This window comes from Janthinobacterium lividum, assembly GCF_011601275.1.
In the GTDB taxonomy this organism is placed as follows: Bacteria; Pseudomonadota; Gammaproteobacteria; order Burkholderiales; family Burkholderiaceae_D; genus Janthinobacterium; species Janthinobacterium lividum_E.
This window is the reverse complement of sequence record NZ_JAAOLY010000002.1, coordinates 70586-85745: the sequence shown is the minus strand read 5'-3', so window position 1 is coordinate 85745 and position 15160 is coordinate 70586. Positions and strand designations below refer to the sequence as shown.

At 62.3% G+C, this 15160-nt stretch carries 13 protein-coding genes; 8 read left to right on the top strand and 5 right to left on the bottom strand.

Features of this window, described 5'->3' with window-relative positions:
• The first annotated feature begins 58 nt into the window (after window positions 1-58).
• Complete coding sequence (locus GYK42_RS03170) at window positions 59-388, top strand: c-type cytochrome (protein ID WP_046684254.1); 330 nt, start codon at window positions 59-61, stop codon at window positions 386-388.
• A 14-nt stretch (window positions 389-402) separates the two neighbouring features.
• On the top strand, window positions 403-744 hold the full coding sequence (locus tag GYK42_RS03165; RefSeq protein ID WP_166446605.1) for a c-type cytochrome: 342 nt from the start codon (window positions 403-405) through the stop codon (window positions 742-744).
• A gap of 14 nt (window positions 745-758) precedes the next feature.
• Here GYK42_RS03165 and norR read toward each other — a convergent pair whose 3' ends face one another.
• Window positions 759-2315: a nitric oxide reductase transcriptional regulator NorR gene (norR, locus tag GYK42_RS03160; RefSeq protein ID WP_166446310.1), complete on the bottom strand. Its 1557-nt coding sequence runs from the start codon at window positions 2313-2315 to the stop codon at window positions 759-761.
• A 150-nt stretch (window positions 2316-2465) separates the two neighbouring features.
• Between norR and nirK the strand changes: the two genes are divergently transcribed.
• The 3 genes from nirK to GYK42_RS03145 are packed head-to-tail and all read left to right on the top strand — an operon-like array spanning window position 2466 to window position 6942.
• On the top strand, window positions 2466-3935 hold the full coding sequence (nirK, locus tag GYK42_RS03155) for a copper-containing nitrite reductase (RefSeq protein WP_166446309.1): 1470 nt from the start codon (window positions 2466-2468) through the stop codon (window positions 3933-3935).
• A 29-nt stretch (window positions 3936-3964) separates the two neighbouring features.
• Entirely contained in the window at window positions 3965-4642 is a 678-nt protein-coding gene (gene ytfE / locus GYK42_RS03150; RefSeq protein WP_166446308.1) for an iron-sulfur cluster repair protein YtfE, read from the top strand.
• A 14-nt stretch (window positions 4643-4656) separates the two neighbouring features.
• Entirely contained in the window at window positions 4657-6942 is a 2286-nt protein-coding gene (locus GYK42_RS03145) for a nitric-oxide reductase large subunit (protein WP_166446307.1), read from the top strand.
• A 135-nt stretch (window positions 6943-7077) separates the two neighbouring features.
• Here GYK42_RS03145 and GYK42_RS03140 read toward each other — a convergent pair whose 3' ends face one another.
• Complete coding sequence (locus tag GYK42_RS03140; protein WP_034746547.1) at window positions 7078-7500, bottom strand: DUF1841 family protein; 423 nt, start codon at window positions 7498-7500, stop codon at window positions 7078-7080.
• A 442-nt stretch (window positions 7501-7942) separates the two neighbouring features.
• Between GYK42_RS03140 and mqo the strand changes: the two genes are divergently transcribed.
• Window positions 7943-9541, top strand: coding sequence for a malate dehydrogenase (quinone) (mqo, locus tag GYK42_RS03135; protein WP_346768051.1), 1599 nt, complete (start codon window positions 7943-7945; stop codon window positions 9539-9541).
• A 100-nt stretch (window positions 9542-9641) separates the two neighbouring features.
• On the opposite strand, the gene GYK42_RS03130 is transcribed toward mqo, so the two are convergent.
• Window positions 9642-10274 carry an RNA pyrophosphohydrolase gene (locus tag GYK42_RS03130; protein ID WP_034746553.1) on the bottom strand — a complete coding sequence of 211 codons (633 nt, stop codon included), beginning with the start codon at window positions 10272-10274 and terminating at the stop codon, window positions 9642-9644.
• A 204-nt stretch (window positions 10275-10478) separates the two neighbouring features.
• Here GYK42_RS03130 and GYK42_RS03125 point away from each other — a divergent pair, with 204 nt between their 5' ends.
• A complete protein-coding gene (locus GYK42_RS03125) occupies window positions 10479-12218 on the top strand; it encodes a proline--tRNA ligase (RefSeq protein WP_166446306.1) in 1740 nt (579 codons plus the stop codon).
• Window positions 12215-12832, top strand: a complete 618-nt coding sequence (locus GYK42_RS03120) for a transglycosylase SLT domain-containing protein (RefSeq protein WP_166446305.1) — start codon at window positions 12215-12217, stop codon at window positions 12830-12832. The genes GYK42_RS03125 and GYK42_RS03120 overlap by 4 nt, the downstream gene beginning before the upstream one ends.
• 90 nt (window positions 12833-12922) lie before the next feature.
• Here the strand turns inward: GYK42_RS03120 and GYK42_RS03115 are convergent, their stop codons facing one another.
• Window positions 12923-13318, bottom strand: coding sequence for an SWIB/MDM2 domain-containing protein (locus tag GYK42_RS03115; RefSeq protein ID WP_071653383.1), 396 nt, complete (start codon window positions 13316-13318; stop codon window positions 12923-12925).
• Between the two features lie 437 nt (window positions 13319-13755).
• On the bottom strand, window positions 13756-15123 hold the full coding sequence (gene ffh / locus GYK42_RS03110) for a signal recognition particle protein (RefSeq protein WP_166446304.1): 1368 nt from the start codon (window positions 15121-15123) through the stop codon (window positions 13756-13758).
• Window positions 15124-15160: the final 37 nt, after the last annotated feature.

Sequence of the window (15160 nt, the reverse complement as noted above, 5' to 3'; positions counted from 1 at the left end):
AAAATCAATAAAAACCAGCTCTGGCGTTTCTCCGATTACCTTTGTTCACATTGCCACTATGAAAAAAATATTTGCACTTCTCGTGCTTGCCGGCATAGCAAATGCCGTCACAGCGGCTGACATTGTAGGAAACGCCAAGGCAGCCCCTGCCAAGGTGGAAATGTGTATCGGCTGCCACGGCATTCCCGGTTACAAGGCAACCTTCCCTGAAGTGTTCCAGGTGCCGATGATCGGCGGCCAGCCGGCAAAATATATCGAGAATGCGCTGCAAGCGTACAAGAAGGGCGACCGCAAGCACCCCAGCATGAAGGGCATCGCCAGCAGCCTGTCGGACCAGGATATCGCCGATGTCGCCGCGTATTACGCGCAACAAGCCAAGCCGAACTGAGGACCAGCCAGATGATGAAAACACTACTCGCCGCCCTCGTTTGCGCCACCGTCTCGTTTTCCGCCAGCGCCGCCGGCAATATCAATACGGGTAAAGCCCTGGCCGAAAAGTACAGTTGCGCCACCTGCCACGGCAAGGATTACGGCTCGCCCATCGACCCGTCGTACCCGAAACTGGCGGGCCAGCACAAGGATTACCTGGAACACGCGCTGACCGCGTATAAACGGGGCGACAAGGCCAACGGCCGCAATAACGCCATCATGACGGGCCAGGTAAAACCGTTGAGCAACCAGGACATCAAGGACCTGGCCGCCTATCTGCACAGCTTGCCGACCAGCCTGGTGACCCACCGCTGAGCGGTAACGCCGGCTCAGGCTTTCAGCCCCACCCGGCGAGCAAGTTTATGCAGATTGCTGGCGTCCAGCCCCAACTGCCGCGCGGCGGCGGCCCAGTTATCCTGATGCTGCACCAGCGCTTGCCGGATGGCCTGGCGCTGGCTCGCTTCCACGATCTGATGCATCGATAGCAGCGGCGCCGCTGGCGTGCCGCACGCGGCTGGCGGCAACGGCAGCGCCTCCGTGCCGGCCGGCGCTTCCAGCGCGTCGAGGTCGAGCATATCCGTTTCCAGGGTCACGATGTCCTTGCGGTCCGCGCCGCGTATCACGGCTTTCAGCGCTGCCCGGCTGATCACATGTTCGAGTTCGCGCACATTGCCCGGCCAGCGGTAGTGGCACAGGGCGTTTTCCGCCGCGGCGGACAGGCGCAGGCTGCGCAAGCCCAGGCGCGCGCGGTTCAGTTCCAGGAAGCCGCCCGCCAGCAGCAGCACGTCATTGCCCCGCTCGCGCAGCGGCGGAATCGGCACGGGATACACGGATAAACGGTGGTACAGGTCGGCGCGGAACGAGCCGTCGCGCACGTGTTCGCGCAAGCTGCGGTTGGTGGCGGCGATCACGCGCACGTTGACCCGGCGCGGCCGGTCCGCGCCCAGGCGCTGGATTTCGCCATTTTGCAAGGTGCGCAGCAGCTTGGCCTGTATCGACAATGGCAATTCGCCCACTTCATCGAGAAACAGGGTGCCTCCTTCGGCCGCCTCGAAGCGCCCGGGCCGGTCGCTGACGGCGCCGGAAAACGCACCGCGCACATGGCCGAACAATTCGCTTTCGGCCAGCGACTCGGGCAAGGCCGCGCAATTGACGTGGATCAAAGGCTTGCCCGCGCGGCGCGACAGCCGATGCAGGCGGTGCGCGCACAGCTCCTTGCCCACGCCCGTTTCGCCCAGCAGCAGTACGGGCAGCTCGGAATCGGCGACCACCTGCAATTCGTGCAGCAAGTGCGTGATGGCGCTGCTCTGGCCCACGAAATCGTGTTCCTCGCGAGGCGCTTGCGCATCGGCCAGCATGGCGCCGCCCGACAGGCGCAGGGCGCGGATTTCCGTTTCCAGGCGGGTCACGCGCACGGCCGCTTCGATGGCGCAGGCCAGTTCGCCCAGGTCGCGCTGGGCCTGTCCGTCGAAGGTGCCTACCTGCAGCGCGTCGAGCGTGATCACGCCCCAGCGTTCGCCTTCCAGGTCCAGCGCCATGCCCATGCAGTCATGCACGGGCAGCGGCTCGCCGGCCCGCTCGGCGATCAGGCCATCGTAGGGATCGGGCAGGGAACTGTCGTGATGGAAGCACAACACGCCGCGCCGTTGCAGGATGGCGGCCAGGCGCGGATGGTCGGCGACGGCGAAGCGGCGTCCCAGCGCGTCGCTGGCCAGGCCGGCCATCGCCACGGGGCGCAAATGCTCGCCATCGAGCTTGAGCAAGGCCACGGCCTCGCAGCCGAAGTGCGCGCGCAGGCTGCCGACGAGGCGCTGCAGGCGCACGGCCACGGGCAGGTCGGCGACCAGGTCGGTGAGCAGCAGCAGGTGGATGGCGGTGGTGGTCATAAGTACCATGCAGGGTACAACGGACCACGCTCAAAGAGGGTCATGCCGACCGTGCATTTTTCAAATCGTTGATTTAAAACAAGTTTTTCCTGGCACACGGATTGCCTAGGTAAGAGTGCCGAACCGGCATACAAGACCAAGGAAAGCCTGATGAAAACGACTCCCTCCCTCCACGCCATTGCCGCCGCCGTCTGCGTACTGGCCATGCCCCTGTCCGTGCAAGCCCAGGCCAGCCTGCCGGCCAGTGCCGCCGCCACTGCCGCTAAATCTTCTGCCGCCGCCACGCTGAAACGCTACGAACTGCAAACCAATATCGTCGACGGCAAGATGGTCTTCATCGACGCCAAGGGCCAGGTCAACCCCGTGCTGGCGGCCAAGGTGGGCGACACGGTGGAACTCGTGCTGAAAAGCGGCGAAGGTGCCGAGCACGATCTGCTGATCCCGGAACTGAACGTCGCATCCGCCAAGTTCAGCGCCAACAGCGGCAGCACCACCGTGCGCTTCAAGGTCACGCGCGCCGGCACGTTCACCTATTACTGCTCGATCCCCGGCCACCGCCAGATCGGCATGGAAGGCAAGCTGGAAGTGAGCGGCACTTCGCTGGCCGAGACGGCGGCGCCGAAGGCTGCCAGCGAATCGAGCCAGGCCGCGGCGCTGGCCCTGTACACGCCCGCGCCGTCGCCGATGCGCGGCCCCGATCCTTCGGCCGTCAACGTGGCGGCCAATCCCGCCTCCGTGCCGACCGCCATCGGCGCACGCGCGCCGCAAACCCTGAAATACCGTATGGAGACGGTGGAACTGCCGGGCAAGCTCGATGACGGCACCAGTTTTACCTACTGGACTTTCAATCGCCAGGTGCCCGGCCCCATGCTGCGCGCGAAGGTGGGCGACACGGTGGAACTGACCCTGTTCAACGCCAAGGACAGCAAGATGATCCACTCGATCGACCTGCACGCCGTGACCGGCGGCCATGGCGGCGGACAGCACACGCAGGTGGCGCCGGGCCAGGAAAAGACCGTCACCTTCAAGGCGCTCAACCCGGGCCTGTTCGTGTACCACTGCGCCACGCCGCTGGTGCCGCAGCATATCGCGGCCGGCATGTACGGCATGATCCTGGTCGAACCGGAAGGCGGCCTGTCCAAGGTGGACCGTGAGTATTACGTGATGCAGGGCGAGATGTACACGGGCCGTCCGCACGGCGCGCCCGTGCACCAGGAAGCGAACCTGGAAAAAATGGCCAATGAACTGCCCGACTACTACGTCTTCAATGGCGAAGTGGGCGCCCTGAGCAAGACGCACAAACTGCAGGCGAAAGTGGGCGAGACGGTGCGCATCTACTTTGGCGTCGGCGGCCCGAACAAGATTTCATCGTTCCACATCATCGGCGAGATCTTCGACAAGGTGTACAGCGAAGGCTCGATCAGCAGCCCGAAACACGACGTGCAGACCACCCTGGTGGCACCGGGTGGCGCGACCATCGTCGAACTCAAGGTACAGCACCCTGGCAGCTATCTGCTGGTCGACCATGCGCTGTCGCGCGCCGGCAAGGGAGCCGTGGGCGTGCTGGAAGTGACTGGCGAACCCGTGCCCGGCGTCTACCACGCGGGCGCGGTGCAATAAATCTACCTATTCATCCTCAAGGAACCATTATGGAAATGATCGAGCTATCCCTGGGCCAGCTGGCCCGCCGCATCCCCGGCGCCACGCGCCTGTTCGATGCCCACCGCCTGGATTTCTGCTGCGGCGGCAACAAGACCCTGCGCGCGGCGGCCGAAGCGGCCGGCGTGGACACGGCGCCCATCGTCAAGGAACTGCAGGTGCTGGCGGGACGGGCTGACGCCAGCGGCGAGCGTGACTGGCAGGAAGCTTCGGCCGCCGAGCTGGTGGAACACATCCTGTCGCGCTACCACGCCGTGCACCGCGAGCAGCTGCCCGAGCTGATACGCCTGGCGCGCAAGGTCGAGCAGGTGCATGGCGACCGCGCCGACTGTCCGCACGGGCTGGCGGAGCACCTGTCGGCCATGGCGCAGGAACTGGAAAGCCATATGCGCAAGGAAGAAGACGTGCTGTTCCCCATGATCGTGCGCGGCCAGGGCCCCCGGGCCGGCGCACCCATCAACGTGATGCGCATGGAGCACGACGACCACGGCGTGGCCTTGCGCGCGATGGAGGCGATGACGAACGACATCACCGCGCCGGCCGGCGCCTGCACCACCTGGCGCGCGCTGTACACGGGCTTGCGCACCTTCCGCGAAGACCTGATGGCGCATATTCACACTGAAAACAATATCCTGTTCGAGCGCTTTGCGCCGGCCGTGGTGCACTGACAAAGGAAAGACCCATGGGTCCCTACAAAAAACTCTGGTTCACCCTGATCGGTGTGCTGATCGTGACGTTTTCGCTGCTCGGCTACTACGGCACGGAAGTCTACCGGCAGGCGCCGCCCATCCCTGCGCAAGTGCTGGCGCAGGATGGCCGGCAGCTGTTCGACCGCGAGGGCATCCTCGACGGCCAGACGGCCTGGCAATCGGTCGGCGGCATGCAGCTGGGCTCCATCTGGGGCCACGGCGCCTACCAGGCGCCCGACTGGACGGCCGACTGGCTGCACCGCGAACTGACGGCCTGGCTGGAACTGGCCGCGCAAGAGCAGCATGGCAAGGCCTATGCGGCGCTCGACGGCCCCGCGCAGGCGGCGCTGCGCGAAGCGCTCAAGCTTGAATACCGGGGCAACCGGACCGATGATGCGCAAGTGCTGCGACTGTCGCCGCGCCGCGTGCAAGCGATCGCCAACACGGCGCATTATTACGACCAGCTGTTTTCCGACGCGCCGACGCTGCACGCCAGCCGCGAACACTTCGCCATGAAGGAAAACACCCTGCCCAGCGCCGAGCGGCGCGCGCAGATGACGCAGTTCTTCTTCTGGACGGCGTGGGCGGCCGCCACCGAACGTCCTGGCCAGAAAGTGACCTATACGAACAACTGGCCGCACGAACCGCTGATCGGCAACCAGCCCAGCGGCGAAAACCTCGTCTGGTCGGTTGCCAGCGTGGTGGTGCTGCTGGCAGGCGTGGGCTTCCTCGTCTGGGGCTGGGCCTTCTTGCGCGACCATGACGAAGCGCTGCCGGCGGCCGGTCCGCGCGACCCGCTCACCACGTTCGCGCTGACGCCTTCGCAGCGGGGACTGGGGAAATATCTGTTCCTCGTGGTGGCGCTGTTCATCTTCCAGGTCTTCATCGGCGGCTTCACGGCGCACTACACGGTGGAAGGGCAGCAGTTCTACGGCATCGACGTGTCGCGCTGGTTCCCGTATGCGCTCACGCGCACCTGGCATATCCAGGCCGCGCTGTTCTGGATTGCCACGGGCTTTCTGGCCGCCGGCCTGTTCCTCGCGCCCCTGATCAATGGCGGCAAGGACCCCAAGTGGCAGCGCCTCGGTGTCGACGTGCTGTTCTGGGCCCTCGTCGCCGTCGTTGTCGGCTCGTTCATCGGCAACTACCTGGCCATCGCGCAAGTGATGCCGCCCGAGTGGAATTTCTGGCTGGGCCACCAGGGTTATGAATATGTGGACCTGGGACGCTTGTGGCAGATCGGTAAATACGTGGGCATTTTGCTGTGGCTCGTCTTGATGCTGCGCGGCGTCGTGCCGGCCCTGCGCAAGCCGGGCGGCGACAAGAATTTGCTGGCGCTCTTGACCGCATCCGTGGGCGCCATCGGCCTGTTCTACGGCGCCGGCCTGTTCTACGGCGAACGCACGCACTTGTCCGTGATGGAATACTGGCGCTGGTGGGTGGTGCACCTGTGGGTGGAGGGTTTCTTCGAAGTGTTCGCCACGACGGCGCTGGCCTTCATCTTCTCGACCCTGGGCCTGGTGTCGGTGCGCATGGCTACGGCGGCCAGCCTGGCCTCTGCCTCGCTGTTTATGCTGGGCGGGATACCCGGCACTTTCCACCACCTGTACTTCGCCGGCACCACCACGCCCGTGATGGCCATCGGCGCGAGCTTCAGTGCGCTGGAAGTGGTGCCGCTGATCGTGCTGGGACATGAAGCGTGGGAAAACTGGCGCCTGAAGGAGCGCGCGCCATGGATGGAAAACCTGCGCTGGCCGCTGATGTGCTTTGTCGCCGTCGCCTTCTGGAACATGCTGGGCGCGGGCGTGCTGGGCTTCATGATCAATCCGCCCGTCGCCTTGTACTACATCCAGGGTTTGAACACGACCCCCGTGCATGCGCATGCGGCGCTGTTCGGCGTGTACGGTTTCCTGGCGCTGGGCTTTACCTTGCTGGTGCTGCGCTATCTGCGTCCCGACTACCGCTTCAGCCCTGCCTTGATGAAGACGGCGTTCTGGGGCTTGAATGCAGGTTTGGTGCTGATGATCTTTACCAGCTTGCTGCCGATAGGCATCATCCAGTTCCACGCCAGTGTGACGGAAGGCCTGTGGTATGCGCGCAGCGAAGCGTTCATGCAGCAGCCGCTGCTGCAGAACCTGCGCTGGGTGCGTACTTTCGGCGACGTGGTCTTCATCGGCGGCGCCATCGCCATGGCGCTGCAGGTGGTGCTGGGATTGATGGAAAAGGGACCTGCGCAGGCCTTGCCTCAGCGTATGAAGGAGGCAGTAAAGTCGATGTGAGGCAATACTGGTAAAACACCTGGCAAAACCGTAGCGAGCGGCAGCGATTTGTGGCTAAGAAGCGCAACCGTACTCTAGTACGGTGAGCATCGCAGGCCGCAAAGCGCGACGCGCAGTAGGTTTTGACAGGTGTTCCTACCGGCGGCGGACGCAGTCGATGTAGGCTTCAGTATCCGGCGGCAAGCCCGAGCGCTGTGAAGCCCAGATCATCTGGCCCAGGCATTCCATCACTTCGTGCTGGGCCGCATGGGCCGAATCGAGGCGCTGGGTCAGCTGCTGGACGGCCGGGCGGATGCCGCGCGGCTGGTCCACCTGCACCTGCTCCGTGATCGACAGATGCATGGACAGGTGCAGGAAGGGATTGGCCTGGCCCCCTTCGACGGAGTAGTCGCGCGCCAGCGCCGCTTCGACGTCGGAGAGCTCGTTTTCATACTCGGGGTGTTCGAGTATCCAGTCGAGCGCGATGGCTTCCATCGGCGTGAGGATTTCATGGGCGCGGTGCTTGCGCAAGGTGTCGCAAAAGAAGCGGCGCACGTCGTCGGAAGAGGGGTTGAACATGGCTGAATGATATGGCTAAAGGGCAGCCGGCATTGTACCGCGTACGTCAACGAAGGGCATCGAGGATGCCCTTTTTGTCGTCCGGCGCCTGCTTTCATGACCCGATAGTCACCGAAATTTAATACCCTGCAGTAAGTATTATCCACTACCGCCACGGCCCGGCGGCGCCAAATAACGGTGATAAAATCGCCGCTCTTGATATTTGCACTGGACATGACGGCGATTTTATTGCCATTCCCCTGTTTCCATTGCCCGCACTTTTGCCACCAGATCTTGCTCCTGGCTTATCCCGGAGCGCGGCAGCATGCCTATCACCATCGACATCGACCTGTCCGGCCGCCCTGGCGTTCCGGCTGGCTGGCTGTTTGCATTCCATGCAGCGATGGTGCCGCCACGGTGGCGCGCAAGAATCATCCTTCAGTATTCATAAACGGAGTTACGTATGCGTAAATCGCTATTACTTTTGATGTCGTGCCTGATCCTGGCGGCATGTAACAAGACCCCTCCGGCCTCGTCCGAAAAACCGGTCGACGTGCTGCTGATCGGCGCCGGCACCATGAGCGCCACCCTGGGCAGCATGCTCAAGGAACTCGACCCGTCGCTGACGATGGAAATGGTCGAGCGCCTCGATTCCGTGGCCGCCGAAAGTTCGGACGCGATGAACAACGCAGGCACGGGCCACTCGGCGTTTGCCGAGCTGAATTACACGCCGGAAGCGGCCGATGGCAGCATCGAGACCAAGAAAGCCGTTGCCATCAACGAGCAATTCGAAATTTCCAAGCAATTCTGGGCCTATCAGGTGGCCAACAAGCACCTGGGCGCGCCGCAAACCTTCATCAACAATGTGCCGCACATGGCCTTTGTGTGGGGCGACGACAATATTGCCTTTTTGAAGAAGCGCTACGCCGCGCTGCAAAAGGAAAACCTGTTCAAGGGCATGCTGTACTCGGAAGACCAGGCGCAGATCGAGCAGTGGGCGCCGCTCGTCATGCAAGGGCGCGACAAGGGCCAGAAAGTGGCGGCGACGCGCATGGAAATCGGTACCGACGTCAATTTCGGCAATCTCACGCGCGGTCTCGTGAAATATCTGACGGACAGCCATGGCATGATCCTGCACCTGCGCCACCAGGTGGAAGACATTCAGCGCGGCGCCGATGGCGTGTGGAACGTGACGGTGAAAGACTTGAACGCCGGCACGGAAAAAACCATGCGCGCCAAGTTTGTCTTCATCGGCGCGGGCGGCGGTTCGCTGCCCCTGCTGGAAAAATCGGGCATTCCTGAAGCCAAGGGTTACGGCGGCGTGCCGGTGGGCGGCCAGTGGCTGGTGACGACCAATCCGGAGCTGGTGGCGGCGCATGCGGCCAAGGTCTACGGCAAGGCGTCCGTCGGTTCGCCGCCGATGTCCGTGCCGCATTTGGACACGCGCATCATCGATGGCAAGAAAGCCCTGCTGTTTGGCCCGTTTGCCACCTTCTCGACCAAGTTCCTGAAAAACGGTTCGTGGATCGACTTGCCTGCCTCGATCGGCACGGGCAACGTGAAACCGATGCTGCAGGCCGGTTACGACAATATTCCGTTGACGAAATACCTGGTGGAACAGGTCATGAACACGCCGGAAGACCGTTTGAAAACCCTGCGTGAATACCTGCCGAACGCCAAGATGGAAGACTGGACCCTGCAAAACGCCGGCCAGCGCGTGCAGATCGTCAAGGATGACCCAGTTAAAGGCGGCTTGCTGCAGTTCGGCACGGAAGTCGTCGGCGCCGCTGATGGCAGCATCGTTGCCCTGCTGGGTGCATCGCCAGGCGCTTCGACCGCGCCGCCGATCATGATCAAGGTGCTGCAAACGGCATTCAAGAGCCGTCTGGCCACGCCGGAATGGCAAGCGAAGATGGTGGAAATGGTGCCGTCGTATGGCCAAAAGCTGAACAACGATCCGGCCCTGGCCAACAAGATCCGCCACTACAGCAGCAATATCCTGGGCTTGAAAGCGATTACGCTCGATGTTCCCGCCGCTGCGCCAGTTGCGGCAGCAAACTAAGTCAGCCTGACCGGCAGGGGAGTTTCCTGCCGGCATGAAAAAAGGGGCAGCCTGTTCAGGCTGCCCCTTTTGCGTGGGAGAGTGCGTTCATTGCGGCGGACTACTCCTTGCCCGGCAGAATCAGCTCCGGCGTACACCCTTCGGCGGCGATGCCGTCGCAAGGCTTGGCCACAGCCGTACCATCCTGCGCCCGTGGCGCATGGGGCTGGCGCAGGTAGCGCGACGTGTGGCGGTGCGCTTGCTGTGCGTTGCCATGCACTGGCCAGGTCAGGAAGCGGGACAGCTCCTGCAAGGCGCGCTGGTACACATCGCGTTTAAATTCAATGACGACATCGAGCGGGACCCAGTATTCATGCCAGCGCCAGGCGTCGAACTCGGGATGGTCGGTCAGGCGCAGATTGACGTCGTTATCGCGCGCGCACATTCTCAGCAGAAACCAAATCTGCTTCTGGCCACGGTAATGGCCGCGAATCTCGCGCTTGATGAAGTGGTCTGGCACTTCATAGCGCAGCCAGTCGCGGGTGCGGCCGACAATTTTGACGTGTTCCTGTCTGAGTCCGATTTCCTCTTCAAGTTCGCGAAACATGGCTTGTTCCGGTGTTTCGCCATATTTGATACCGCCTTGCGGAAACTGCCATGAGTGCTCGCGCACCCGCTTGCCCCACCACACCTCGTTCTGGGCGTTTAGCAGGATGATGCCGACGTTGGGCCGAAACCCTTCACGGTCGAGCATAATGCACCTCAAACTTTCTGCGACAGTGCGTCTTTTTTTACATAATTACCCACAACTTCGCAAGCCGGTGACCTTTTCGGGGTGCGAAAAGCGCCGGAATCGCACCAATTGAGCGCATTTGTGTAAAGTATGGACGCATCAGCCAGCTAATCCTTTAAAATTAGGTTGATTATAACCCTCTCTTTTTAAAAAGAATTCACCGTTATGCGCGCCTCCCGTTTTTTTATTTCCACACTTAAAGATGCACCTTCTGACGCGGAAATCGTCAGCCACCAATTGATGATGCGTGCAGGCATGATCAAACGCCTCGGTTCCGGCATCTATACCTACATGCCGATGGGCTTGCGCGTGATCCGCAAGGTGGAAGCCATCATCCGTGACGAGATGAACAAGGCCGCCGGTATCGAACTGCTGATGCCGCTCGTGCAGCCAGCCGAACTGTGGCAAGAGACGGGCCGCTGGACCAAGATGGGCGACGAACTGATGCGCGTGAAAGACCGCCACGGCCGCGAATACGCGATCCAGCCGACGTCGGAAGAAGTCATTACGGACGTCGTGCGCACGGAAATCAAGTCCTACCGCCAGCTGCCGTTGAACTTTTATCACATCCAGACCAAGTTCCGCGACGAGCGCCGCCCACGCTTCGGCCTGATGCGCGGCCGCGAATTCACGATGAAAGACGCCTACTCGTTCGACCGCGACCTGGCCGGCATGCAAGCGTCGTATAAAGTCATGTTTGACGCCTACACGCGCATCTTCACACGCTTCGGCCTGAAATTCCGCGCCGTGGCAGCCGACAACGGCGCCATCGGCGGTTCCGGTTCGCATGAATTCCACGTCATCGCCCACACGGGCGAAGACGCGCTCGTGTACTGCCCGACCTCCGATTACGCGGCCAACATGGAAGCGGCCGAAGCGCTGCCGCCAGCGGGCGAGCGCCCGGCCGCCGCCCAGGCACTGACGAAAACGGCCACGCCGGACACCGTCAAGTGCGAAACCGTGGCTACCCTGCTGGGTATCGAGCTGTCGCGCACCGTGAAAACCATCGCCCTGACCGTGGAAACGACGGGCAAGGACGAGAAAGTCACGAAACAGCATTTCATGCTGCTGCTGCGCGGCGACCATGAATTGAACGACATCAAGGTGGGCAAGGTTGCCGGCCTGGCCGGTCACCGTTTCTCGACGGAAGCGGAAATCCTGGAAGTCTACGGCACCATCCCTGGCTACCTGGGCCCGATCGGCACAAAAGCACCGGTCACCGTGGTGGCGGACCGCACGGTCGCCCACATGAGCGACTTCGTGTGCGGCGCGAATGACGCCGGTTTCCACTACACGGGCGCCAACTGGGGCCGCGACGTGGCCGAGCCAGCCATCGTGGCCGATTTGCGCAATGTCGTCGCCGGCGATGCTTCGCCGGACGGCCAGGGCGCACTGGCCATCGAGCGCGGCATCGAAGTGGGCCACGTATTCCAGCTGGGCACGGCGTACTCGGAAAGCATGAAAGCCACCTTCCTCGATGAAAACGGCAAGCCTGCGCCGCTGCAGATGGGCTGCTACGGCATCGGCGTGACGCGCATCCTGGGCGCCGCCATCGAACAGAACTTCGACGACAAGGGCATCATCTGGCCCGCGTCGATCGCCCCATTCGAAGTCGTGCTGTGCCCGATGGGCATGGACCGCAGCGAACTGGTCAAGGAAGAGACGGAGAAGCTGTACGCGGCCCTGCAAGGCGCCGGCGTGGACGTCATCGTCGACAACCGCGGCTTGCGTCCAGGCGCCATGTTCGCCGACTGGGAACTGATCGGCGTGCCGCACCGCATCGTCATCGGCGAGCGCGGCCTGAAAGAAGGCAAGCTGGAATACCAGGGCCGCCGCGATGCGGAAGCGACCGGCGTGGCGCCGGACGAGATCGTCGCCTTCATCCAGGGCAAAATGGCGCAGTGAAGCGTTTATCAGTAAGCAAGACGGCTGGCGCGCTCGCGCTGGCCGCCTGCCTGGCCTGCGTCTCTCCGGCGCAGGCCGGCAACCAGAAGGAGGAGGCGCTGGCCGACTCCGTCCGACTGGCCCTGTCGCACGCGATTCGCGACGAACGCCCGCCGCAACCCAAATTTGCCACGCCCGCCGACTTGCAGCGCTACCAGCAATGGCTGGCGCAGATGTCGCAACGCCTGCAGCGCAAGCTGCCGGACGCCCAGCTGCGCACGGAATTCCTGGAAACCGTATGGTACGAATCGCGCCGCGCGGGCCTCGAGCCGGCCCTCGTGCTGGGCCTGATCCAGGTCGAGTCGGCCTACCGCAAATACGCCGTCTCGCTGGCCGGCGCGCGCGGCTACATGCAGGTGATGCCGTTCTGGACTGGTGTCATCGGCGACCACGACCGCAGCAAGCTGTTCCACATGCAGACGAATCTGCGCTACGGCTGCGCCATCCTGCGCATGTACCTGGATATGGAAAAGGGCGATTTGTACCTGGCACTGGGGCGGTATAACGGCAGCCGGGGGCGTGCCGAGTATCCGAATGCGGTCAGGGCGGCGTGGACGCAGTGGGAATTCAAATGAACGCTGAACGGGTCTGACCCCAAAAAAAATGCCCCGCTCGCGGATGCGGCGGGGCACTCACACGGCGCAAAACGCCCTGTGCGTATCTGATTATTTCAAATGATCGGAGATCAGTTTGGTCATTTCAAACATGGAGACTTGGGCTTTGCCGCCGAAAACTGCTTTCAGCTTGTCGTCCGCATTGATCATGCGGCGGTTGGCCGGATCTTGCAGATCGAGTTTTTTGATGTAATCCCATACCTTTTTGGTCACTTCCGTGCGCGGCAGTGGTGCTGCGCCAACAACGGCGGCCAGCTCTTTCGATGGCGTCATTGCTTTCATGAATGCTGCGTTTGGCTTGCGTGGTGTTGCCGGTGCTGCCGCTTTCTTCGCCGCTGCTGGTTTAGCTGCTGCCTTGGCTGCGGGTGCTGCTTTCTTGGCGGCTGCAGGCTTGGCTGCTGCTGCTTTGGCTGGCGCTGCTACTGGGGTTTTTTTGGCTGTTGCCATCTTCGAGCCTCCTTAACAAACACATGGGAAATTGCGCAATTAATCGCACGGCTAATATTGGTGTGGATTTACCTTGTATGCAAGTGTTTTTCACGTTTTCACGAGGAAAAAGCAGGGAAATGGCCATGCTGTCGCCCGGGCGCACCGCTTGGGAGCGCAGAACAGCGTTTTTGCCCGTAAATGGCATGGTTGCTGGCTATGCGGGGAGGGGGGCTGCGGAGGGAGGGAAGAGTGATGCCGGACACATGAAAATGCAATCCGGCATTATTTAGAACAATGTTTTTTGGCTTTCAAACAGCGATCCTGAGACATCATGAAGGCCTGCAAAATCACAGCGAGCGGAGGTGATTTGTGGCCGAGAAGCGCAAGCGCACTTCTGGTGCGCTGAGCATCGCCGGCCGCAAAGCGCCCCGCGCAGCGGATTTTGCAGCCTTCCACTACCTCATGCCAGGCATCATGCCTTTCATACTGCGCATCATCTTCATCATGCCGCCGCCCGACAATTTCTTCATCATCGTCTGCATTTGCTCGAATTGCGTCAGCATGCGGTTCACTTCCTGCACCTGCACGCCGGCGCCGGCGGCGATGCGGCGCTTGCGCGTGGCCTTGATCAGTTCAGGCTTGGCGCGTTCCTGCGGCGTCATCGAATCGATGATGCCGCACATGCGGCGCACCTGTTTATCGGCCTGGTCCATGTTCTTGCCGCCTGCCGCCTGCTGGAACTGGGCCGGCAGCTTGTCCATCAGGTTGGCCATGCCGCCCATTTTCTTCATCTGGCCCAGTTGCGCCTTGAAGTCGTTCATGTCGAACTTGCCGCCCACCTTGATTTTTTGCGCCAGGTCGGCCGCCGCCTTGCTGTCGACGCCCTTGCGCGCTTCTTCCACCAGCGCGAGGATGTCGCCCATGCCCAGGATGCGGTTGGCCATGCGGGCCGGGTCGAACGCTTCCAGGCCGTCGAGTTTTTCCGAGACACCGGCAAACTTGATCGGTTTGCCCGTGATGTGGCGCACGGACAGGGCCGCACCGCCGCGCGCATCGCCATCGAGCTTGGTCAGCACGATACCGGTCAGCGGCAGCGCATCGTTAAAGGCTTTGGCCGTGTTGATGGCGTCCTGGCCCAGCATGGCGTCGACGACAAACAGGGTTTCGATCGGTTTCACGGCGCCGTGGACGGCGGCGATTTCGCGCATCATCTCTTCGTCGATACCGAGACGGCCCGCCGTATCGATGATCAGCACGTCGTGGTAATGCTTTTTCGCCCAGTCCAGCGCGGCCAGCGCGATATCGACCGGCTTGTCCGTGCTGGTGGACGGGAAGAAGTCGGCGCCCACCTGGGCGGTGACCGATTGCAGCTGGGCGATCGCGGCGGGACGGTACACGTCGGCCGAGACGGTCAGCACTTTCTTCTTCTTTTCTTCCTTCAGGTATTTCGCCAGCTTGCCGACGGTGGTGGTTTTACCCACACCCTGCAGACCGGCCATCAGGATGATGGCGGGCGGCTGCTGCGCAAAGCTGATCTGCGACGCTTCCGGTCCCAGGTCGGCGCCCATCAGGGCGGCCAGCTCGCGCTGCACCACGCCTACCAGGGCCTGGCCTGGCGTGAGCGAGGAAATGACATCCTCGCCCATGGCTTTTTCTTTGACTTTGGCAATGAATTCGCGCACGGCGGGCAGGGCGACGTCGGCTTCGAGCAGCGCCAGGCGCACTTCGCGCAGCATGTCGGCGGTGTTCGCTTCGGTCAGGCGCGCCTCGCCGCGCATGGTCTTGACGACTTTGGCAAGCCGTTGGGTGAGATTATCTAGCATGATGAACCTGCAATGAAAAGCTTGGGAGTGGGCGGCG

Coding starts and splice junctions, on each gene's coding strand:
- GYK42_RS03170 (WP_046684254.1), top strand. CDS start 59: ATGAAAAAAATATTTGCACTTCTCGTGCTTGCCGGCATAGCAAATGCC.
- GYK42_RS03165 (WP_166446605.1), top strand. CDS start 403: ATGAAAACACTACTCGCCGCCCTCGTTTGCGCCACCGTCTCGTTTTCC.
- norR (WP_166446310.1), bottom strand. CDS start 2,315: ATGACCACCACCGCCATCCACCTGCTGCTGCTCACCGACCTGGTCGCC.
- nirK (WP_166446309.1), top strand. CDS start 2,466: ATGAAAACGACTCCCTCCCTCCACGCCATTGCCGCCGCCGTCTGCGTA.
- ytfE (WP_166446308.1), top strand. CDS start 3,965: ATGGAAATGATCGAGCTATCCCTGGGCCAGCTGGCCCGCCGCATCCCC.
- GYK42_RS03145 (WP_166446307.1), top strand. CDS start 4,657: ATGGGTCCCTACAAAAAACTCTGGTTCACCCTGATCGGTGTGCTGATC.
- GYK42_RS03140 (WP_034746547.1), bottom strand. CDS start 7,500: ATGTTCAACCCCTCTTCCGACGACGTGCGCCGCTTCTTTTGCGACACC.
- mqo (WP_346768051.1), top strand. CDS start 7,943: ATGCGTAAATCGCTATTACTTTTGATGTCGTGCCTGATCCTGGCGGCA.
- GYK42_RS03130 (WP_034746553.1), bottom strand. CDS start 10,274: ATGCTCGACCGTGAAGGGTTTCGGCCCAACGTCGGCATCATCCTGCTA.
- GYK42_RS03125 (WP_166446306.1), top strand. CDS start 10,479: ATGCGCGCCTCCCGTTTTTTTATTTCCACACTTAAAGATGCACCTTCT.
- GYK42_RS03115 (WP_071653383.1), bottom strand. CDS start 13,318: ATGGCAACAGCCAAAAAAACCCCAGTAGCAGCGCCAGCCAAAGCAGCA.
- ffh (WP_166446304.1), bottom strand. CDS start 15,123: ATGCTAGATAATCTCACCCAACGGCTTGCCAAAGTCGTCAAGACCATG.